This window comes from Anaeromassilibacillus senegalensis (assembly GCF_001261775.1).
Classification (GTDB): domain Bacteria; phylum Bacillota; class Clostridia; order Oscillospirales; family Acutalibacteraceae; genus Anaeromassilibacillus; species Anaeromassilibacillus senegalensis.
Genome location: NZ_LN868537.1, coordinates 698,637 through 721,034, shown reverse-complemented (window position 1 = coordinate 721,034; position 22,398 = coordinate 698,637). Strand labels below are relative to the sequence as shown.

The window sequence follows — 22,398 nt, the reverse complement described above, 5'->3', positions numbered from 1 at the left end:
TTACTCCCGGCAATACCTGTTTTATACATGTTAATTTGAAATGAACTATAACAGGGGGACGTCATCATGAAAAAATGTGAACAGCTCTATGAGGGAAAAGCCAAAAAAGTATTTGCCACAGAGGATCCGAATCTTTGCATCGTGGATTATAAAGACGATGCAACCGCGTTCAATGGCCAGAAGAAGGGCACCATTGTCGGCAAGGGCGTCGTCAATAACCGTATGTCCAACTGCATGTTCCAGCTGCTGGAAAAACAGGGCGTCGACACGCACTTTGTGGAAGAGCTGAGCGACCGCGAGACGGTTGTGAAAAAAGTCGAGATTGTTCCGCTGGAGGTTATCATTCGCAATATTTCCGCCGGCTCCTTTGCAAAGCGCTTTGGCGTGGAAGAGGGCATCGAGTTTGCGCAGCCGACCATCGAATTTTCCTATAAAAACGACGATCTGGGCGACCCGCTGATTAACGATTATCATGCGCTGGCGTTGAATCTGGCAACGCAGGAAGAAATTGATACCATCAAGAAGATGGCGTTCAAGGTCAACGAGGTTATGAAAGAGTACTTCAAGCAGCTCAATGTTATTCTGGTGGACTTCAAACTGGAATTCGGTAAGACGCCGGACGGCAAAATCATTCTGGCAGATGAGATTTCCCCCGATACCTGCCGTTTCTGGGATGCCGATACCAAGGAAAAACTGGACAAGGACCGCTTCCGCAGAGATATGGGCGGCGTAGAAGAAGCCTATGCGGAAATGATGAAGAGAATCGGGCTCTAAGACGAAAAATTGGCATGGAGCAAGCCCGTGCAACCGGGCTTTGTTTGAGAAATAATTTAGGATGGTGAGATTTTGAAGGGATCTGTAATGGATTATGATTTCTCGAAACCGCACGAGGAGTGCGGCGTCTTTGGCGTATACTCCCCGGACGGCGCTTTGAACCCGGCTTATGCCACCTATAACGGCCTGCTGGCGCTGCAGCACAGAGGACAGGAGAGCTGCGGCATTGCGGTCAACAACAACGGCGTTATTTCCTGCTATAAGGAAATGGGGCTGGTGACGGAAGCGTTTGACGATAAGATTTTGAATAGCCTGGTTGGGCAGATATCGGTTGGACATGTCCGCTATTCCACCGCGGGCGCCAGTGCGCGGGAGAACTCCCAGCCGCTGGTCATGCGTTACATCAAGGGGACGCTTGCGATTGCGCACAACGGAAACCTCAGCAACGCATATGAGCTGCGCCATGAGCTGGAGCACCGCGGCTGCATTTTTCAGACGACCGTCGATTCGGAAGTCATTGCGTACATGATCGCCCGGGAGCGTGTGGAAGCATCCTCCATTGAAGAGGCCGTTTGCCGCGCGATGCCGAAGGTGCACGGCTCCTATTCCATGATCGTAATGAGTCCGCAGAAGCTGATTGCAGCGCGTGATCCCAACGGCTTCCGTCCGCTCTGTATCGGCAAGGTTGAAAATACCTATGTGATTGCTTCCGAGACCTGCGCGCTCGACGCGTGCGGCGCGGACTTTGTCCGCGATGTGGAGCCCGGCGAAGTAGTTGTGGTGGACGCGGACGGTCTCCGTTCCATTATGCTGCCGGTGCAGACGAAAAAATCCCTTTGTGTTTTTGAATACATTTACTTTGCCAGAACCGACAGTATGGTGGATGGCATCAGTGTTTACGAAGCCCGCAAGGAGGCCGGCCGGCTGCTGGCCCGCCAGCACCCGGTGGAGGCCGATATGGTCATCGGCGTACCGGAATCCGGTGTAGATGCTGCAATCGGCTACAGCGAGGAGTCCGGTATTCCGTTCCAGAAGGGCATCATGAAAAACGGCTATATTGGCCGTACGTTCATCAAGCCGGACCAGGCGGCCCGCGAGCGCAGCGTACGCATCAAATTGAACTCCATTGTCAGCGCGGTAAAGGGAAAACGCGTCGTGATGCTGGACGATTCCATTGTACGCGGCACCACCTGCGCGCATATTGTTTCCATGCTGAAGGACGCCGGCGCCAAGGAAGTGCATCTGCGCATCAGTTCTCCGCCGTTCCTGTGGCCGTGTTATTTTGGCACGGACATTCCGTCCAAGGACGATCTGATTGCCTGCCATCATACGGTAGAGGAAATTGGCAAGATGTCGTTTGCGGATTCCATTGAATTCCTTTCTCTGGAAAACCTGCCGAAGATGCTGGGAACAAACGGCGCGCTGGGTCACTACTGCGACGCGTGCTTCTCCGGCAATTATCCCGCGCCGATCCCGACCCATTCCCTGGCGTCCAAAGAAAATAAATACTGCGAACCCATCCGGAAAGATTGAGGGAGGTTGCCAGATTGAAGAATACATACGAATCCCCGTTGTCCTCCCGCTACGCGGACCCGGAGATGAAGTTTCTGTTTTCTCCGGATAAAAAATTCCGCACCTGGCGCAGGCTGTGGATCGCCCTGGCGGAGACCGAGAAAGAACTTGGCCTTCCCATTACGCAGGAGCAGATTGACGAGTTGAAGGCGCATGCCGAAGACATCAACTACGAGGTGGCGGAGGCGCGCGAAAAGGTGGTGCGCCACGACGTCATGTCCCATGTGTATGCATATGGAGAGCAGTGTCCCAACGCGCGTGCGATCATCCATTTGGGCGCAACCTCCTGCTATGTGGGCGATAATACCGATATCATCATCATGATGGATGCCCTGAAGCTGGTGCGCAACAAATTGGTGAGCGTCATCCGTGTCCTTTCTGATTTTGCCATGCGGTATAAAGACCTGCCCACGCTGGCGTTTACCCACTTCCAGCCCGCGCAGCCGACCACCGTCGGAAAGCGCGCAACCCTGTGGATCCAGGATCTGCTGATGGATCTGGAGGATGTGGAATATCAGCTTGGCAAGGCAAAGCTGCTCGGTTCCAAAGGGACGACCGGCACGCAGGCAAGCTTCCTGGAACTGTTTGACGGAGACTATGAAAAGGTCAAAGCGCTGGACCGTAAAATTGCGGAGAAGATGGGCTATGCGAGCTGTTATGCCGTTTCCGGCCAGACGTATTCCCGCAAGCTGGACAGCCAGGTGCTTTCCGTTTTGAGCGGCATTGCGCAGAGTGCGGCAAAGTTCTCCAATGACATCCGCCTGCTGCAGCATCTCAAAGAGGTGGAAGAGCCGTTTGAGAAAAATCAAATTGGTTCCTCTGCGATGGCGTATAAGCGCAATCCGATGCGTTCCGAGCGCATCGCGTCGCTTGCCCGCTATGTGATCGCGGACAGCTTGAATCCCGCAATGACAGAAGCCACACAGTGGTTTGAGCGCACGCTGGACGACTCCGCCAACAAGCGCATCAGTGTCCCGGAAGCTTTCCTTGCGGTGGATGGCATTCTGAACCTCTACAGCAATGTGGCGGATGGACTGGTAGTCTATCCAAAGGTGATTGAGCAGCATCTTCGCCGGGAGCTTCCGTTCATGGCGACGGAAAATATCATGATGGACGCGGCTAAGCGCGGTGCAGACCGCCAGCAGCTCCATGAGCATGTCCGTGTGCATTCCATGGCAGCTTCCAAGGTAATCAAGGAAGAGGGCGGGGAAAACGATCTTCTGTCCCGCATCGCCGGCGATCCGATCTTCGGCGTTACGCTGGAGGAGTTACAGGGCATCGTCAGTCCGGAAAAATATGTGGGCTGTGCGCCGATGCAGACGGAGGAGTTTGTTCGGAATACCGTGCAGTCTGCTCTGGCGGACTATGTGTCCATTCCGACCGAAAAAGCGGAGATTTCTTTATAATCCCGCAAATATGCGGAGTTCGAGCCGCCGCCCCTTTTCAGAGGCGGCGGAATCTGGTTTTGCGCGGAAGCGCACAGAATGAAAAGGCAGGTGTAAATCTATGGTAACAGCGATTGTGGGCGCCAACTGGGGTGACGAGGGCAAGGGCAAAATCACCGACGTGGAGGCCGCGCAGTCCGATATTGTCATCCGCTTTCAGGGCGGCAGCAATGCGGGACATACCATCATTAACAACTACGGAAAATTTGCGCTGCATCAGCTTCCATCCGGTGTATTCTATGGCCATATTACCAATATTATTGGCAACGGCGTAGCGCTGAGCGTGGAGAACTTTATTAAGGAATTAAAATCCTTGGAAGAGCGCGGCGTGCCGAAGCCCAATATTTTGGTTTCCGACCGCGCGCAGGTGGTCATGCCGTATCATGTGGCGCTGGACAGCTTTGAAGAAGCGCGCCTTTCTTCCAAGTCCTTTGGTTCCACAAAGTCCGGTATAGCCCCATTTTATTCCGATAAATTTGCAAAAATCGGTTTTCAGGTCAGTGAGCTTTTTAACGACGAGGACAGTTTAAAGGAAAAAATTGAGCATGTTATTACCCTGAAAAACGTATTATATAAAGATTTGTATCATCAGCCGGAACTGACAGTGGATGAGGTATACAGCAAGCTGATGGAGTATAAGGCGCTTTTGGCGCCTTATGTGGCAGATACTTTTACCTTGCTGCAAAATGCAGTCAAGGAAGGGAAACACATTCTGCTGGAGGGCCAGCTGGGCGCCTTGAAGGATCCGGATTTCGGGATCTATCCCATGGTGACCTCCAGTTCCACGCTGGCCGGTTACGGCGCAGTGGGAGCCGGCGTTCCGCCATATGAGATCAAGGAAATCATTACCGTTGTGAAGGCGTATTCCAGTGCAGTGGGAGCCGGCGAGTTTGTCAGCGAAATTTTTGGGGAAGAAGCTGACGAGTTGCGCCGCAGAGGCGGCGACGGCGGCGAATACGGCGCAACCACCGGACGTCCGCGCCGTATGGGCTGGCTGGATTTGGTTGCTTCACGGTATGGCTGCCAGGCACAGGGGGCGACATGTGTGGCGTTTACCGTTTTGGACGCGCTGGGCTATCTGGAAGAAATCCCGGTCTGCGTGGCTTACGAGCTCGACGGCAAGCGGATCGATTACTTCCCGACGACGGCGCAGCTGAAGCGGTGCAAGCCGATTCTGGAGACACTGCCCGGCTGGAACTGTGACATCCGCGGCATTAAAAAGTATGAGGATTTGCCGGAAAATGCACGAAAGTACATCGAGTTTGCGGAACAGGCGATTGGTGTGCCGGTCAAGATTGTTTCCAATGGTCCGGCCCGCGAAGATATTATCTACAGATAATTTTGAAAGACATGCGGGATTGGGGCCCGCATAAGGGGGATTTGTTATGTGTGGTATTGTGGGATACATCGGCGAAGATCAGTCGGCGCCTTTTTTGCTCAAGGGTTTGGAAAAGCTGGAATACCGCGGCTACGATTCCGCGGGTGTGGCCGTTTATGACGGCACGTCGCTGCGGGTGGTCAAAGCGAAGGGGCGGTTGCAGGTACTAAAGGATTTGATTCACGACGGCAAAGACGTGCCGGGGTGTATCGGTATTGGGCATACCCGTTGGGCGACGCACGGCGCGCCGTCGGATATCAATTCTCATCCGCAGGTGAGCGACTCCGGAAAATTTGCCGTGGTGCACAACGGCATTATTGAAAACTATATGGCGCTGAAGGACCATCTGGTCCGCCGCGGCGTTTCGTTTGTTTCTGAAACGGATACGGAGGTTGTCGCGCAGCTGCTGGAATACTACTACAAAGGTAATATTCTGGATGCGGTGATCAAAGTGCTGCAGAAGGTGGAAGGTTCCTATGCGTTGGGCATCATCTGCGCGGACGCGCCAGATCAGTTGATTGCGGTCCGCAAGGACAGCCCGTTGATCATCGGCCTTGGGGAAGGCGAAAATTTCATCGCGTCCGATGTACCCGCCATTCTCAATAAAACGCGCAATATCTATCGTTTAAATGACAATGAAATTGCGGTCATCAAGCGCGAAGGCGTTTCGATTTACGATATGGACCAGGAACTGGTTCCAAAGGAGCCGGTCTACATCGACTGGGATGTCTCTGCGGCGGAGAAAGGCGGCTATGAGCATTTCATGGCCAAGGAGATCATGGAGCAGCCCAAGGCGGTCCGCGATACCATCTCTCCGCGTATCAAAGAGGGCCGTGTGGTGTTGGATAACATCAGCCTGACGGCGGAGGACCTCAAAGCGTTCCAGAAAATCTTTATCGTGGCGTGCGGTTCCGCTTACCATGTGGGAATGGTGGCAAAGTATGTATTGGAGAAGATGACCCGCATTCCGGTGGAGGTGGACGTTGCTTCCGAGTTCCGTTACCGTCAGCCGATCATCGACGAGAAGACACTGGTGCTGGTCATCAGCCAGTCCGGCGAAACGGCGGATACGCTGGCGGCCCTGCGTGAAGCAAAGCGCCTTGGCGCGCGAATCCTCTCCATTGTCAACGTGGTGGGCAGCTCCATCGCCAACGATTCTGACGACGTCATTTATACCTGGGCGGGGCCAGAAATTGCCGTTGCCACTACAAAAGCGTATAGTACGCAGCTTGCGGTGGTATACTTGCTGGCGATCTATATGGCAGACCTCTTGGGGAAAGTGACGGAGGAAGAGTACCGTGCATTTCTTGCGGAGCTCCAGACGCTTCCGGACAAGATTGAGCAGATTTTGCAGCATAAGGAAAACATTCAGTACCTGGCGTCCCGGCATTTTAATGCAAAGGATGTTTTCTTCATCGGCAGAAATCTGGACTATGCCATGTCTCTGGAGGGCTCCCTGAAGCTAAAGGAGATTTCCTATATTCACTCCGATGCATATGCGGCGGGAGAACTAAAGCATGGAACCATTTCTCTGGTGGAGGAAGGGACGTTGGTTATTGCGCTGGCGACCCATCAGAAGCTGTTCGATAAGATGATGAGCAATGTCAAGGAGGTCAAGGCGCGCGGCGCGGTGGTTCTGGGAATGACGACGGAGAACAATACGCAGATCGAACAGACCGCGGATGATGTGTTTTATATTCCGCAGACAAATGATGTTATGCTGCCTTCTTTGACGGTGATTCCGTTGCAGCTCTTCGCCTATTATGTGGCTTCTATGAAGGGCTGCGACATCGACAAGCCGCGCAATCTGGCAAAGTCGGTCACGGTAGAATAAGCAAAGATTAGATGTTAAGGGGAAGCTTCTGTATCGTTACAGGTACAGAAGTTTCCTGAATAAGGAGAAAATTCAGTATGTTGAAAAATGAAACAGTCCTGATTTTAGACTTTGGCGGACAGTACAGCCAGCTGATTGCGCGCAGAGTGCGCGACTGCAATGTGTACTGTGAGATTAAGTCTTATAAAACGCCGGCAAAACAAATCGCGGACGCGGGGTATAAGGGCGTGATCTTTTCCGGTGGCCCCAATTCGGTCTATGCGGAGGGTGCGCCGGTTTGCGAGAAGGAGATTTTTTCCCTGGGAATTCCGGTGCTCGGAATTTGCTACGGCGCACAGCTGATGGCCTATCTCCTGGGGGGAGAAGTCAGCAGCTCCGAGGTTCGCGAGTATGGAAAAACGCCTGTGCGTGTTCAGGGAGAAGCGGCGCTGTTTCAGGGAGTCCCGGAGGAGTCGGTTTGCTGGATGAGCCATACGGACTATATTTCCGCAGTTCCAACCGGCTTTGCAGTCGCCGCAACAAGCGACGCGTGTCCGGTCGCCGCTATGGCAGACGACAGCAGGCGCCTTTATGCGTTTCAGTTTCACCCGGAGGTGGAACATTCCGTCTATGGAATGGACATGCTGAAAAATTTTCTCTATCATATCTGTGGCTGCTCCAAGGATTGGGTGATGTCTTCCTTTGCCAAGGAGACAATTCAGCAAATTAAAGAAACCGTTGGAGATAAGCGAGTTCTCTGTGCGCTTTCCGGCGGCGTGGATTCCTCCGTGGCGGCTGTGCTGGTACACAAGGCGGTCGGGAAAAACCTGACCTGTATCTTCGTTGATCACGGAATGCTCCGGAAGAACGAAGGCGATGAGGTGGAGCGCGTCTTCCGGCAGCAATTTGATATGAATTTGATTCGTGTCAATGCACAGGACCGTTTTCTGGATCGTTTGAAGGGCGTGGAGGAACCGGAACAAAAGCGTAAAATCATTGGAGAAGAGTTTATCCGCGTGTTTGAAGAGGAATCCGGAAAACTGGGGAGAATCGAGTATCTCTGTCAGGGGACCATTTATCCGGATGTGGTGGAAAGCGGCGAAGGGGAGGCTGCAACCATTAAGAGCCACCACAACGTCGGCGGATTGCCGGAGGACGTGGGTTTTGAAGGAATCATCGAGCCTCTGCGCGACCTCTTTAAAGATGAGGTGCGCCGGGTCGGTTTGGAGCTGGGAATTCCGGAAAATCTGGTGTGGCGGCAGCCGTTCCCAGGTCCCGGGCTTGGCATCCGTATCATGGGCGACGTTACAAAGGACAAGCTGGAAATCCTTCAGGATGCGGACGCGATCTTCCGTGAGGAGATTGCCAAAGCGGGCTGGGATCGCAAAGTCAATCAGTATTTTGCAGTACTGACCGGAATTAAGAGCGTCGGCGTGATGGGTGATGGAAGGACCTATGACAATACCATCGCACTGCGCGGTGTGACTACCACGGATTTCATGACGGCCGATTGGGCGCGTATTCCGTATGATGTGTTGGAATCTGCCAGCAGCCGGATCATTAATGAGGTAAAGAATGTCAACCGCGTAGTTTATGATATCACGAGTAAGCCGCCGGCAACCATTGAATGGGAGTAGGATTTTCAATTAGAGATGTAAAGAGCATCAGTATAGATGGGATGTTGGTGGTGGCTCCGCACGGAACCAACATACTGGAATCATGTGCGCGGAGCAGGAAGGAGACCAGATGAAACAGGATATGATTGTTATTTTGGACCTTGGTAGTACGGAAAATACGACGGTAGCACGTGCGATTCGCAGTCTTGGCGTGTACAGTGAAATTTATCCCCATGATATGACCGCGAGTGAACTCAAGGCACTGCCAAATGCCAAGGGTATTATTTTAAACGGCGGCCCGAACAATGTGGTGGACGGCATGCAGATCGATGTATTGGAGGAGCTTTACGGTTGCGGTCTGCCGATTCTCTCCATTGCACACAACGGTAAAGCCGAACAAATGATGGACAAGCTTCCGGAGGATGAAGCATCGCTCTGCGATGCGCTAAAGCCCTTTGTGTTTGACATCTGTAAAGCAGAAGCCAACTGGAATATGAAAAACTTTATCGCCGATCAGATCGAGCTGGTCCGCCGTCAGGTGGGGGACCGAAAGGTGCTGCTTGCGCTTTCCGGCGGTGTGGACAGCTCCGTTGTCGCAGCACTATTGCTGAAAGCGATCGGGGAGCAGCTCACCTGTGTCCATGTCAATCACGGCTTGCTGAGAAAAGGAGAGCCGGAACAGGTTGTTTCTGTTTTCCGCAATCAGCTAAATGCCAACCTGGTATATGTAGACGCTTCTGAGCGTTTTCTCTCCAAGCTGGCGGATGTTGCTGATCCTGAGCAAAAGCGTAAGATCATCGGTGCGGAGTTTATCCGTGTGTTCGAAGAAGAAGCACGCAAGCTGGAGGGAATCGATTTCCTGGCGCAGGGAACCATCTACCCGGATATTGTTGAGAGTGGAACCAAAACCGCCAAAATGGTGAAATCTCACCACAATGTGGGCGGTCTGCCGGAAGACCTCAAATTTGAGCTGGTTGAGCCGCTTCGTCAGCTGTTTAAAGACGAAGTGCGTGCCTGCGGCGTAGAGCTTGGCTTACCGGCGGAGATGGTGTATCGGCAGCCGTTCCCGGGTCCCGGCTTGGGTGTGCGCTGTTTGGGTGCGATCACCAGGGATCGCTTGGAGGCAGTACGGGAGTCAGACGCCATTTTGCGGGAAGAGTTCCATATTGCAGGGCTGGACAAGAAGGTCTGGCAGTATTTCACGGTTGTTCCGGATTTTAAATCGGTTGGTGTCCGCGACAGTGCCCGCTGTTTTGAATACCCGGTCATTATCCGTGCGGTTAACACCATCGATGCCATGACGGCGACCATTGAGACCATCGACTGGCCGGTATTGCAGAAGATCACAAACCGGATATTGAAAGAGGTCAAGGGGGTCAATCGCGTTTGCTACGATCTTTCTCCAAAGCCTACGGCCACCATTGAGTGGGAATGAAGTCCGAAAGGGCGCAAAGCCGCATGAATACAGGCTTTTTGGCCTGTCACTTTGCCGCTTGATACTAAATTGATACTACTTCGTGTCGGCCCGGTACTCAAGAGAATGATTGCAAGGGACAAGCAAAACCGCCCTGCTGAACGACAACTGGACAGCTCCCTGGTGAGCGGACAAATAAAAAAACACCCTATCGTAGAATAGCGCTGGATTACGCGGCCTTGCTCCAGATTTCAAACGGAGTGAGGCCGCTTATCAAATTGATGCGCTCAAAATTGTAGAACTGAACGTATTCGGCAACGGCCTGTTTGACCTCAGAACGGCAGGAAAACTTCATGCGGTACAGACACTCGGTCTTGAGCGTACCGAAGAAATTTTCCATGGCGGTGTTGCCATAGGGGCATCCAGGGCTGGACATTGAGGGGCGAAAGTGATATTCTTGACTTAGGTCAAAGTATGCTTGTGAGGTGTATTGAGACCCTTGGTCGCTGTGGAGGGAAAGTCCATCAGCGACCTTTTCTTTTTGCCATACGTCGCGTATGGTGTCCGTAACAAGTGAGGCAGTCATGTCGCTGCCGACGCAGTAGGCCAGGACCAATTTACCGCACAGATCAATCACGGCATATAGATACAGAATTCCCTTAGCCATAGAGATGTAAGTAATAATATCGGTCACGCAGAATTGGTTGGGTAATGGCTGGTTGAAAGCTCTCCTCAGCAGATTCGGGTATTTGTGTACCGCCTGTTTGTAGTGCGTATAGAGCTTGCGGCGGCGTATCTGAGCAAAGCAAGTCGAATTTACGCATGATGCGCAAAATGGCTTTCAAATTGACATTCTTGCCGGTATGGCGCTGAATCCAACGCCGTAGGTTTGTTTGCAGCGCTGCTGACAGTCAAGAATGAGTTCCATGAGCCATTGATCTCTTGCGGGCTTGCCTTGTCGTTTTCGCTAATCGTAATAACCGCTGCGAGATACTTAAAATAAACGGCACATGGCTTCAATGAGAAATTTCCTACGGAATCGTTCAATGACACGATACTTCAACCTCACCTCCTTCCAGCTTCGGACAGAAAATTTCGGAGCAGTTCTACCTGCATCCGCAGCTGAATCACTTCACTATTACGGCGCTGTTCCTCATTTTCCGGATTCTTGCATGGCCGACCTTTGGGTTGTGGGACATAGCCGCTGGCAATTAGATGAGTCTTGCGGCGTTGACGTTTTACCAATTTATAAACCTGTTCCTTTGTCAATCCGTAGCTCTTACCGATCTCTCGATCGGTTTCTCCTGCTGCTTTTCGGCGTAATATTTCCTCACTTAAAAATACTACTTTTGCATATTGTCTGGACATGACAACACCTCCTGCTGTAGTTCCTATTCTACAACAGGAGGTGTTTTATTTCACTGTCCGTTTTTCGGGGTATACTCCAAATCAGATGGATTCCATTAAATCCGACTTTGGAGAGGTACTCAAATCCTTGTCAAAGTTGAGATAAACCAAGGGGCGGGCAATGCGATATGGCAATGCTCCGCCCCACAATTTTTATGGAGGTGTATATGGCAACAACAAGATAATGCCCCTGCACACTGGCAAAGGGCGAAGTGTGGCAACGGCACTGGGCAAGTCTACGGATTATGTAGAAAATCCAGAAAAGACTGATGATGGTGAATGGAATTCCTCTTATGAATGCGACCCTATGATGGCGGATTAGGAGTTTTTGCTATCCAAGCGGCAATATGCACAGCTCACCGGCAGAGACCAAGGGGAGCGTAATATTATTGCCTACCACTTGCGGCAGAGCTTTGAGACCGGCGAGATTGACCCTGCCACCGCCAACAAGATTTGCTATGATCTTGCTATGTCGCTGACCAAGGGAAAACACGCTTTTCTGGTTTGTACTCATGTGGACAAGTCTCATGTCCACTCGCACATTATCTTTAATTCTACTGCGCTGGATTACACCAAAAAGTTTCGCAACTTCTGGGGATTCAGCTTTGCCATTCGAAAGATTTCAGATAGGCTATGTGCAGAAAATGGGCTGTCCATTATTGAGAAGCCAAAGCAGAGCCGTGGCAGTTATGGCACATGGATTGGTGATGAAAAACAGCCTACGCTTCGGGAGAGTTTAGCAGAGCTGATTGATGCAAACCTTGAACAAAGTTTGACCTTAGAGGAATTAAAGGATGCTCTACGTAAAGCTGGTTGCGAAGTAAAGCACAAGGCACACTTAGCGGTGAAGCTGCCGCAGGGAAAGCGGTTTATCCGCCTGGATTCTTTGGGTGAGAATTATACAGTACACGAACTTTTAAAACGGCTTGAGTGTGAGCAGATTGTAAAACCTATGGCGAAGAAAAAGGCTCTTTCTCCTGCCGGTAAAAAGCCGAACATGCTTATTGACATTGAAGCGAAGATACAACAAGGCAAAGGTTCGGATATGAAAAGTGGGCAAAGACTTTTAATCTCAAAGAGGCTGCAAAAACTCTGATTTATTTGCAGGAAAATGGATTGGATGATTACGAGGTTTTATCTGCAAAGGAGGAGGAGGCAGGGCGGCGGTTTGATATGCTTTCGGATAAAATTAAGGCGAATGAAAAGCGACTTTCTGAAATTACCAGCCTGCAAAAGAGCATTGACACCTATCGCAAAACCCGTGATATTTATGTGCAGTATCGGCAGTCGGGATATAGCAAAAAGTTTTTGGCAGCACATGAATCTGACCTACTATTACATAAGACTGCCAAGCAAGAATTTGATAAGCTTGGGCTGGAAAAGTTGCCGTCTATGGATGCACAAAAAACGGAATATGATACACTGTCTTCACAAAAAACAAACTCTATGCTGAGTACAAACAGGCTCGGCAGGAGATGGTGGATTTGCAGATGGCGAAGCATAATATTGATTGGATTTTGAATGTGCAGCAGCCAACAAAAACGACAAAACTCATGTCGCAGGATGAACGATAATCTTTAAAAAATAGCACGCCGTAAGGCGGACGTAGCAGACGCATAGCAGCTTAAAAGGACAGAGCAAAATGCTCTGTCCTTTTGGGGTTTGGGGTAATGCACCAACAAGCAAAAAGCACGGAAGGTATATACCCGTGCATTGCTTGCCATTACGCCTTACGTAGAAATTCCATTCTGGTCTTTTAATACAAATCCTTACCCTATATCGAGCCGCCCACACCTTTAAACTTTTCGACAAAGGCAGCTATTTTCTGAAATACGGTTTGCTTTTTCGTTAAATACTTAGGGTTCAGCGGGCTCATTTTAGGCAAAACTTCATTGAGTTCTGTTCCGTTTTCACTGGCGTACTCCTTCTTCAACGATGTGAGGATGTAGCGCCTTGCAGCATCTTGGTTGAGCTCTTCAGCATGAATCAATTCTTCCGCTTCTCTTAATTGCTCAGCTTGAGCAAACGAAAAAAAGGCATCTATGATACTTGCCTTATCTTCGATTTTATCTAAATCTGTTTGATTGATAAAATCAACCACCAAACTTTCTTTTGCACGATTGCCTACACTTGAACGGATGAGACGACGCACATCATCAACCAAGGTTTCTTTATTTTGCAGCTTTTTATTTTTCTCAAAGATGAGTTCGAGAATATAATCCAGATTTATCTCTTGTGATTTTAAGAGGTCAACCTCAAAGACAACATCATCCCAGTCAATCGAGGATGCCTCTTTTTCCTTACCAGCACCTTCTTTGCGGAGCCAATCACGAATATCATTATAGGTAGAACGATAATCTTGAATAATTCTTTCTTCCGGCACGGCGATTTCTTGCATAGCTGCAATTTCCTCATCGCTTACATAGTGGGCAGACTTGAACGCTTCAACGGCTTGAGGGTCATGCAAATCAACCGACTGTAATGCTTTCAAGCTCGCAAACTCATCATAGTTTTGAAGGATATTTTCAACTCGCAAATACTCACCAAATAACTTGGAAAAATCTTTTTTATCCTTCTCTGTTACGATTTCGTCGACATTAGGAAAGCGTTCATTTAACTCTTTTACCAGTTCCACATAGCCACGACGGGCTTCGCCGGTAGCAATGTCGGTAAAGCCTTGCATATATTCGTTATAGCTCTTCTCAAGCACAACATTTTTAGTATTGGTATCGCCAAAAAGAGTGATGGCATCAACGGTAGCTTTCTCCAAATCTCGGAAAGTAACAATATTTCCAAAGGTCTTTGTGGAATCATAAATACGGTTCGTTCTTGAAAATGCTTGAATCAAACCGTGGTAACGAAGGTTTTTATCAACAAAGAGCGTGTTTAGAGTTGGTGCATCAAAGCCCGTCAAAAACATTCCAACCACAATTAAAAGATCAATTTCCTGTTTTCTTACACGGTTTGCAAGGTCACGATAATAATTTTGAAACTCCTTGCTTTCCACGCCGAAGTTCGTTTTGAACATAGTATTATAATTGCTAATAGCGTAAGTTAGGAACTCTTTTGCACTGCTATCCATAGCGGTGGGTTCAAATGTTTCGTCAACAATTTCACCAATGGCATTTTGTTCTTCGTTGGCCGCAAAAGAAAAAATCGTTGCAATTCTGAGAGGTTTTTCGCTTTCCTTTTGCAAGTCATTCAGTGCCTCGTAGTAGAGCTTTGCCGCATCAACGCTGCTTACAGCGAACATGGCATTGAACCCTTTTGCCCCTGCATGGGAACGATGTGTTTTCACCCTAAAATTATTCAAAATATACTGTGAAATCTCTTTGATTCTTTCAGGGTGCAGCAGTGCCTCTTTTGTTTCGGCAGCAGTCAGCTTTTTCTCGTCCTGCTCCATTTCAATTGATTTGAACTTGGGGCGAACATCGTTATAATCAACCTTAAACTTAAGCACTTTTTCATCTCTGATGGCATCAGTGATAACATAGGAGTGCAATTCACGCCCAAACACAGAAGCCGTGGTTTCGGCGCCAAGAGCATTTTCGGGGAAGATGGGGGTGCCGGTGAACCCAAACTGGTAATACTGTTTGAACTTCTTGTGAATATTTTTTTGCGCTTCGCCAAACTGTGAGCGATGTGCTTCGTCAAAAATGAAAACGACCTGCTTGTTATAAATAGGCAAATCCGCTTCGCTTTTCATCAGATGATTCAGCTTTTGAATGGTAGTCACAATGATTTTATTGTCATCTTTTTCAATGTTGCGCTTTAACCCAGCGGTGTTTTCAGAGCCGTTTACGCTGTCGGGAGAAAAACGCTGATACTCTTTCATCGTCTGATAGTCCAAGTCTTTTCTGTCCACAACAAAGAACACTTTGTCGATAAAATCCAGCTCGGTGGCAAGGCGTGCGGCTTTAAAGCTTGTCAGTGTTTTTCCGCTGCCGGTGGTATGCCAAATGTATCCGCCGCTTTCCGTGGTGCGCCATTTCTTAGCGTAGTAGGAGCTTTTAATCTTCCACAAAATTCGTTCTGTTGCGGCAATCTGATAAGGGCGCATGATGAGCAGATTGTCGCTGCTGTCAAAAACAGAGTATAGCAGAAGCACACTGAGCAATGTGTTTTTTTGAAAGAATGTTGCCGTAAAATCCTTCAAATCTTTAATCAGTGCATTGTCTGACTTTGCCCAGTTCATCGTAAAATCAAAGCTGTTTTTATCTCGCTTTGTCGTGTTTGCAAAATAGCGGCTATCGGTTCCATTGGAGATAACAAAGAGTTGCAGATACTTAAACAGAGAGTTTTCCGAATTAAAACTCTCCTTGCTATATCTATTTACTTGGTTGAACGCTTCTTTGATTGCAATTCCACGTTTTTTTAGCTCAACTTGAACCAACGGAAGCCCATTGACTAAAATGGTAACATCATATCGGTTGGCGTGGGTTCCGGTTTGTTCAAATTGTGAAATGACTTGCAGCTTATTTTTTGCGATATCCTTTTTGTCCACCAGATAAATGTTTTGGATATGTCCATCGTCAAAAACAAAGTCGTAGATATAATCGTTATGAATTTTGCGTGTCTTGTCGATGTGGCTGTCAATTGGTTTATCTAAGTACTCCTCACAAAAACGCTTCCACTCGTCATCCGAAAACTCCATCTTGTTCAGCAGTTGCAGTTGCACCCGGACATTTTCAAGCATTGCCTTTGGGGTCGTGAGCTTTGGTAGATGGTCGTAGCCTTGGTTCACCAAATCGGCAATGAGCTCACGCTCTAAATCCGCTTCGGTTTGGTAGCTGGCACCTTGCTGCTCAATCTTTGTATATTTATCTAAAACGATAAAGTTGTTAGATTCAGCGATTATGTTAAACTCGGACATTTTCAAACCTCCTCACCGTATTTATTTTGCTTGCCGTTAAATCTGTATATTGCTGAAATTTCCTTAACAAGATTTGTTAGTGCTCGCTTGTCATCGTCTGTAATCATAACAATTTCTTCAGCTGAGTGTTTTGAATGACTTGACAAGTTTAGGATTCTTTTTATGTACGCTTCTTTATCACCTTTGACAGGGGATAGCAAATCGCCCCAAACATCATACCCTAAGAAGGTTGATGTCTTTTCTAAAATATTACGCATAAAATTGAAATGATATTTGTATATTTGCCCAGTTTCAACGGCTTTTTGAATTTCATTTAATAAAAACAGGTGATAAGAAAATGGTGAGTCATTGGAGCTGTTTATTTCATAAGTGGAGTCTTCAGTCTTTGTCAGACAGAGCTTCTTAAAATGCTTGTTAGGATTATAACCTGTTTTTTTATTATTATTATTAAATTCATTGCTAAGCACATTGTAAAAAAGAGGGTTATGCGTAGTGATAATAAATTTCAAGTCAGATATACTTTCCTTGATTATTTCAGCTAAATCCACTGCAAATTCAATTAAGTGATTTTCATCTAATGAAGTCACGGGGTCATCAATAAATACATATTCCAAATTATCAAAACTATCTGTTTCCCGTTCTTGGTCTATACTATCCTTATCAATATTAAGAACTTCCACCACTTGTTTAAGCAGTGAATAAAAAACACTCCAGATAAAACAGCTTTCTTCACCTTTTGATATTTTAATGTTTTCTGAAAAATCTTCATTGCCACGCTCATAGGAAAACGTAACTTCTGAAAAGGCTGGTACTATAAAATCTTTTCCTCCATCATTTTTAGTAGTATATTGTGCATTAAGGTGAGGTGTTAATTTTTCATCTGTATAATATTGAAAATTTTTGCTGATGTTTAACTCTTGTCCTTGGTCTACAAAGACCCAGTGCGTAAAAACATTTGGTTGTATTTTAAGCTTCGGCTCAGTATCATTCACTAAATCATTGTCCCAGTAAAACAAATCCTCAGTAAAGGCATTATAGTAAATAATTTTCTTGTTCGCTAATCCTGTATCCTCGATTTCTACATCGCCTTTAGGCGCAACTAATTCTTTAAACTCTTTGGAGAGTCTTGTTTTGCCGGTTCCATTGAAGGCGTAAATTAGCTGTACCTTTTTATTATTGTTTTTTAGCTCTTGTGCGATTTCATTTAAACTTTTTCCCATACTACACCTCTAATTCAGCCTTTGGAAAGGCAAGCAGCTTATCACGGTAGTATTCATATTGTTGCTGCCTTGCCTTTATCTCGGCGGGCAGACCGCTTGAAATGTCGTTGCAAAGAGTATCGAAGCGGTCAAGGATGTCGACAATGCGTTGTTGCTCGGCAAGTGATTTTTCTACATCGTTTGGGTATGGAATAGGGATATCAAGACTCAATACCAACGATGAGTTTAAGTCACCTCTTGCCCCTTGTTTTTTTGAAATCAATTCCTCGTATTGACTATAAACGCAATAGAAAACATATTTATATAGAGCTTTTGAATCGTCAATCTCCAAGTTTAGGCAGTGCTGATTGGTGGTTGTAGGTATTTTATTAATTGCACATCGTCCAGCCGTTGCTCCTGAAATAGCTATAATAACGCAGTTAGAGGGGATCCATTTGGCAGATGTTTTTGCTACCGCTTCTTCTGTTATAAAGCTATCTATTTCATATATTTCATTAAACTTCACATCTTGGGTACGTAACCAAGGAATATCCCCATTATCATAGTACGAGCTATTTCCTTTTGTGGGAGTTCCTCCCGAACAGCTTCTCTTTACTACGGTTTTTAATGGAACCATAGAAATGTTGTTGTTCCGCAACAGCAAACTATCCCTATAATATTCATACTGTTTTTTTCTCGCTGTAAGCTCCGCTGTAAGCTCCGCTGTAAGCTCCGTGAAATTGTCTAATATGCGGATAATTTCCTCTTGCACAGGGAGAGGGGGGAGGGGGATTAGGATTGCTTTAAAGTCGCCACCTGTAAGTTTGGGAATGTTGCCATGAATCAATGGTGTAACATCAACTGTCTGGATAAAGTGGTACAAGTATCTTAATAAAACTCCATCCCTTTCTTCAATAATATGAGCATGATTATTGACCCATATTTTCCCTTTAGCCCATGTGACAACTGGATTACCATTTTTAGTTATGACGCTACCATCTTCACCAACTAAAACAAATGTACCGTCAAAAATATACTCCGAAACATAGTCTTGAATTCCATTTGCACCATAATAAGGGTATTGGCCTATTTCTCTCGCTGACTTTGTAACAGGCTTACGCTGTCTATCTAAGATATTACAGCATTCTTCAAGTGGAGCACACTCCACTCCATCTGGACAAAGTTCCTTTATCAGCTCATCTAATCTACTCATGCTCACACCTCGATTTCCGCAATGATCTCATCGATCTCAGCACGAAGCCTATCAATTTTTGCAACGGTTGTTTTAATTTCTGCGTTCAGCACATTGATATCAATGACTTCTCTGGTGTCTTTAGCCTCTACATAAGAGCTTACGGAAAGATTGTAATTTTCTTCCGCAATTTTATCCTTATCCACAGACTTTGCTACATAGTCAATGTCTTCCTTTCGGTCAAACAGCGTGAGGATTTTTTCAATATGGTCTTCTGTCAGCACATTGTTATTGGTCTCTTTTTTATAAAAGTCTTCACCGCTGGCATCAATGAATTGCACTTTTGTGTCGCTCTTGTGTTTGGACAAAACCAAGATATTAACAGCAATAGAGGTGCCGTAAAAAAGGTTTGGAGCCAGCGAGATAACCGTTTCCACAAAGTTGTTGTCAATGAGATACTGTCTGATTTTCTGCTCTGCACCACCACGGTAAAAGATACCAGGGAAGCAGACGATAGCCGCCCGCCCTTTGCCGGAAAGATAGCTCAGGCTATGGAGCACAAAGGCAAAGTCCGCTTTCGACTTTGGTGCAAGAACACCGGCAGGGGCAAAGCGGTCATCGTTAATGAGGGTTGGGTCATCACTGCCAATCCAGTTGATGGAATATGGCGGGTTGGACACAATGGCATCAAAGGGCTTGTCGCTGCCAAACTGAGGGTCTGTCAAAGTGTTGCCCAGTGCAATATTGAATTTATCATAGTTAACATTATGCAAAAACATATTCATGCGGGCAAGGTTATAGGTTGTGTGATTGATTTCCTGTCCAAAGAAGCCGTCTTCAATAATGTGAGCATCAAATTGCTTTTTTGCTTGCAACAGCAGCGAGCCAGAACCGGCAGCAGGGTCGTAAATCTTGTTGATCGTTGTCTGCTTGTGGATGGCCAGCTTTGCAATCAGCTTTGAAACGCTTTGAGGCGTGAAAAATTCTCCCCCTGACTTGCCCGCATTGGCAGCATAATTGGAGATCAAAAATTCATAGGCATCACCGAAGAGATCAATTTGGTTATCCTCAAACTTGCCAAAATCCAGCTCTTCCACGCCTTTTATAACAGCGGCTAAACGACTGTTTTTGTCTTTGACTGTATTTCCCAAGCGGTTGCTGGTGGTATCGAAATCGGCAAATAAGCCTTTGATATCCAGTTCCGAAGGATATCCGTTGGCTGAACTTTCAATGGTATCAAAGATTGCTTTCAATTCGGTATTTAAGCTGTCATTGGTATTTGCGTTTTTAGCAATGTTGGCAAACAGCTGACTGGGGTAGATAAAATAACCCTTCGTCTTGATAGCATCCTCTTTAATTTCTTTGGTGATGATGCTATCGTCAAGCTCTGCATACTTAACGCTCTCATCGCCGCCTTCGATGTAGTTAGAAAAATTTTCGCTGATAAAACGATAAAAAAGTGTTCCTAAAACATATTGCTTAAAATCCCATCCATCTACGGAGCCACGAACATCATTGGCTATTTTCCATATTTTAGATTGCAGTTCGGCTCTCTGTGCTGCACTTGACATTTTTATTCCTCCATATAATCGTACTGAGCAATTCTCAAACCTTTAGGGCTGAGCTCGCTGAATTTTGTGTTGTCATATACTATCATGAATTTATGGCGGCCAGTAAAATGGGCGTTTTCTGTATGGCCGACTACTCGGTTGCCTGTCCGCTTGTCACCCACTCGTCAACCTCGCTGACTTTAAACTTCCAAAGCTTACCGATGCGGTGGCAAGGTATTTTTTCAAGCTTAATCCACTTACGAACAGTTTCCACAGTGACACCCATGTGCTCGGCGATTTCTTTTGTGTTTACCCATGGTTCCGGTTTTGATAGTTCACTCATATAAAACCCTCCGTTTCTTAAAAATATATTATAGCATAAATTGCACTAAAAAATAGGGATTTCGCACAATTTGATGATGATAAAGAGAATTAGGCAAAAACAAATAGCACCTCAAAAGAGATGCTATTTGTTAAGCTATTTATCTACTTTAATCGTATCCAGTGGCTTGTAGGTGTTGAGGTGAATGAAAATCGCTGGCTACATTTTAGCTACAAAAGTTTTAGATAATGCGGATAAAGTGCGTGTCATTTTGCAAAAATCAACAACAAAAGAGAATTAAAAAATACATATAATTACCATTTAAAACGAAATAGAAGTCGAGTGGGAATAAATAAGAAAGTCCCGGATGCTTGCTGATGCAACAGGCTTTCGGGATTTTTTGCTGTTAACCCTAATTTTAATATAATAATTGTTGCCATAAATCTATTGACTTTAGGATATCTTATAGGCTATATTTAGGATGTTCCAAAGTGAGGGAACGGATTGGACAAGAAAAAATGGGACGGCCAACCAAATTAGAGCGGTTCACTCCCTAACGTCAGCGTCTGCCACACTTCCCTAACGCAAACGTTCGCTATAACCGTTTTTATATAGAATATTTATTTACTCACGTATTGTCTGTTTAATTCTCTGCTTTTTCTACTGAACGCTAATGCTTTTTTGAAACTCCCCGGTACAGCCGTGGGCTTTAGTGTACAAAAAACAGCTGTATGCAATCATATTTGCATACAGCTGTTTTTGATATTTTAGTCGTTTGTTACCGCACAGAAAACTTATAAATCGTCGTGTGGCGATATACGTCTGCGGGGGTCAGTACGGCGCTGGGGAAATTGGAATGATGCGGGGAGTCCGGATAAAACTGGGTTTCCAGACAAAACGCATGGTGCGCCTGTAACGGAACTCCGTCGCTGGCATACACATTCTCCGGGAAGCCGTTTGCTGTGTAAAGCTGCATGCCCGGCATATCCGTGAAGGTCTCCATCACACGGCCGCTGACAGGCTCATATACCTCCGCAGCTTTCTTAATACCACTCTCAGCGGACAGGACGAAGTTGTGGTCATATCCACCGCATTGCAGCAGCAGAGGTTCTTCCGCGTGAATGTCACGACCGATCGGTTTGGCCTGCCTGAAATCCGCGGCGGTGTTTGCGACGGGAGAGAAAACACCGGTGGGGATCAGTCCGCTTCCGGCAACTGTAATAGAATCCGCGTTGACTTGCAGCTCGTGGGAGAGAATGTCTTGCCCCGGGTCTCCGGATAGATTAAAGAAGCTGTGGTTAGTCAGGTTGACAAGTGTAGCCGTGTCCGTTCTTGCTTCGTAGTCGATCACCAGCGCGTTGTCCGTGGAGAGGGTATACTTAATGGTGACATCCAGGTTTCCGGGGAATCCTTCTTCTCCGTCAGGACTGTGATAGATAAAAGAAATTGAGGGGACATCGTCGCTGTTGTTACTGTCCTTTACCTGCCATACCTTTTGGTGGAATCCCTGGAATCCGCCGTGCAGCGTATTGCCGTTTTCATTCTGACTCAGAGAGTAGGTGTTTCCATCGATACGGACAGTGCCGTCAGCAATCCGGTTTGCGTACCGTCCCACTGCGGCGCCCAGAAAATCTCCATCGGCAAGGTACTCTTCCAAGGTGTCGTGGCTCAGCACCACATTGGAAAAGGTTCCATTCTTGTCAGGAACATGGATACTGACGACTCTTGCGCCATATTCCATCACTTGAATGGAAACGTTATGGTTGTTCTTTAATGTGTACAAATGAATTTTTGTTCCGTTCGGCATCTCGCCGAAGATATGTTGTTCAATGCTCATATTCCA

17 protein-coding genes are annotated in these 22,398 nt (G+C 47.0%); 9 read left to right on the top strand and 8 right to left on the bottom strand.

Features of this window, described 5'->3' with window-relative positions:
- Window positions 1-66 precede the first annotated feature (66 nt).
- The 7 genes from purC to guaA (BN2106_RS09015) all read left to right on the top strand — a co-directional run bounded on the left by purC (window position 67) and on the right by guaA (BN2106_RS09015) (window position 10,033).
- The gene (purC, locus tag BN2106_RS09045) at window positions 67-774 is read left to right on the top strand and encodes a phosphoribosylaminoimidazolesuccinocarboxamide synthase (protein ID WP_050698218.1); all 708 of its coding nucleotides are present in this window, start codon (window positions 67-69) and stop codon (window positions 772-774) included.
- Window positions 775-861: 87 nt separating this feature from the next.
- On the top strand, window positions 862-2,307 hold the full coding sequence (gene purF / locus BN2106_RS09040; protein ID WP_050698217.1) for an amidophosphoribosyltransferase: 1,446 nt from the start codon (window positions 862-864) through the stop codon (window positions 2,305-2,307).
- A gap of 14 nt (window positions 2,308-2,321) precedes the next feature.
- Window positions 2,322-3,752 carry an adenylosuccinate lyase gene (purB, locus tag BN2106_RS09035; protein ID WP_050698216.1) on the top strand — a complete coding sequence of 477 codons (1,431 nt, stop codon included), beginning with the start codon at window positions 2,322-2,324 and terminating at the stop codon, window positions 3,750-3,752.
- A 100-nt stretch (window positions 3,753-3,852) separates the two neighbouring features.
- Window positions 3,853-5,130, top strand: coding sequence for an adenylosuccinate synthase (locus BN2106_RS09030; RefSeq protein WP_050698215.1), 1,278 nt, complete (start codon window positions 3,853-3,855; stop codon window positions 5,128-5,130).
- A 46-nt stretch (window positions 5,131-5,176) separates the two neighbouring features.
- On the top strand, window positions 5,177-7,003 hold the full coding sequence (glmS, locus tag BN2106_RS09025) for a glutamine--fructose-6-phosphate transaminase (isomerizing) (protein WP_050698214.1): 1,827 nt from the start codon (window positions 5,177-5,179) through the stop codon (window positions 7,001-7,003).
- Window positions 7,004-7,083: 80 nt separating this feature from the next.
- Entirely contained in the window at window positions 7,084-8,619 is a 1,536-nt protein-coding gene (guaA, locus tag BN2106_RS09020; protein WP_195891824.1) for a glutamine-hydrolyzing GMP synthase, read from the top strand.
- Window positions 8,620-8,728: 109 nt separating this feature from the next.
- Complete coding sequence (guaA, locus tag BN2106_RS09015; RefSeq protein ID WP_050698212.1) at window positions 8,729-10,033, top strand: glutamine-hydrolyzing GMP synthase; 1,305 nt, start codon at window positions 8,729-8,731, stop codon at window positions 10,031-10,033.
- Between the two features lie 208 nt (window positions 10,034-10,241).
- Here guaA (BN2106_RS09015) and BN2106_RS09010 read toward each other — a convergent pair whose 3' ends face one another.
- Both BN2106_RS09010 and BN2106_RS09005 read right to left on the bottom strand, forming a co-directional pair.
- A complete protein-coding gene (locus BN2106_RS09010; RefSeq protein WP_154666464.1) occupies window positions 10,242-10,808 on the bottom strand; it encodes an IS3 family transposase in 567 nt (188 codons plus the stop codon).
- Window positions 10,809-11,077: 269 nt separating this feature from the next.
- Window positions 11,078-11,380 carry a hypothetical protein gene (locus BN2106_RS09005; protein ID WP_050698211.1) on the bottom strand — a complete coding sequence of 101 codons (303 nt, stop codon included), beginning with the start codon at window positions 11,378-11,380 and terminating at the stop codon, window positions 11,078-11,080.
- Between the two features lie 367 nt (window positions 11,381-11,747).
- On the opposite strand from BN2106_RS09005, the gene BN2106_RS16760 reads away from it, so the two are divergent.
- Entirely contained in the window at window positions 11,748-12,515 is a 768-nt protein-coding gene (locus BN2106_RS16760) for a relaxase/mobilization nuclease domain-containing protein (RefSeq protein ID WP_242846287.1), read from the top strand.
- 20 nt (window positions 12,516-12,535) lie between these two features.
- Entirely contained in the window at window positions 12,536-12,940 is a 405-nt protein-coding gene (locus BN2106_RS16755; RefSeq protein ID WP_242846286.1) for a hypothetical protein, read from the top strand.
- Window positions 12,941-13,193: 253 nt separating this feature from the next.
- On the opposite strand, the gene BN2106_RS08995 is transcribed toward BN2106_RS16755, so the two are convergent.
- The 6 genes from BN2106_RS08995 to BN2106_RS08970 form a co-directional block, all read right to left on the bottom strand.
- Complete coding sequence (locus BN2106_RS08995; protein WP_050698210.1) at window positions 13,194-16,292, bottom strand: type I restriction endonuclease subunit R; 3,099 nt, start codon at window positions 16,290-16,292, stop codon at window positions 13,194-13,196.
- 2 nt (window positions 16,293-16,294) lie between these two features.
- Window positions 16,295-17,512, bottom strand: coding sequence for an AAA family ATPase (locus tag BN2106_RS08990; RefSeq protein ID WP_050698209.1), 1,218 nt, complete (start codon window positions 17,510-17,512; stop codon window positions 16,295-16,297).
- 1 nt (window position 17,513) lies between these two features.
- The gene (locus tag BN2106_RS08985; RefSeq protein ID WP_050698208.1) at window positions 17,514-18,704 is read right to left on the bottom strand and encodes a restriction endonuclease subunit S; all 1,191 of its coding nucleotides are present in this window, start codon (window positions 18,702-18,704) and stop codon (window positions 17,514-17,516) included.
- 2 nt (window positions 18,705-18,706) lie between these two features.
- Entirely contained in the window at window positions 18,707-20,254 is a 1,548-nt protein-coding gene (locus BN2106_RS08980; protein WP_050698207.1) for a type I restriction-modification system subunit M, read from the bottom strand.
- A 130-nt stretch (window positions 20,255-20,384) separates the two neighbouring features.
- Entirely contained in the window at window positions 20,385-20,576 is a 192-nt protein-coding gene (locus BN2106_RS08975) for a helix-turn-helix domain-containing protein (protein ID WP_050698206.1), read from the bottom strand.
- 757 nt (window positions 20,577-21,333) lie between these two features.
- Window positions 21,334-22,392: an aldose epimerase family protein gene (locus tag BN2106_RS08970; protein WP_050698205.1), complete on the bottom strand. Its 1,059-nt coding sequence runs from the start codon at window positions 22,390-22,392 to the stop codon at window positions 21,334-21,336.
- Window positions 22,393-22,398 lie beyond the last annotated feature (6 nt).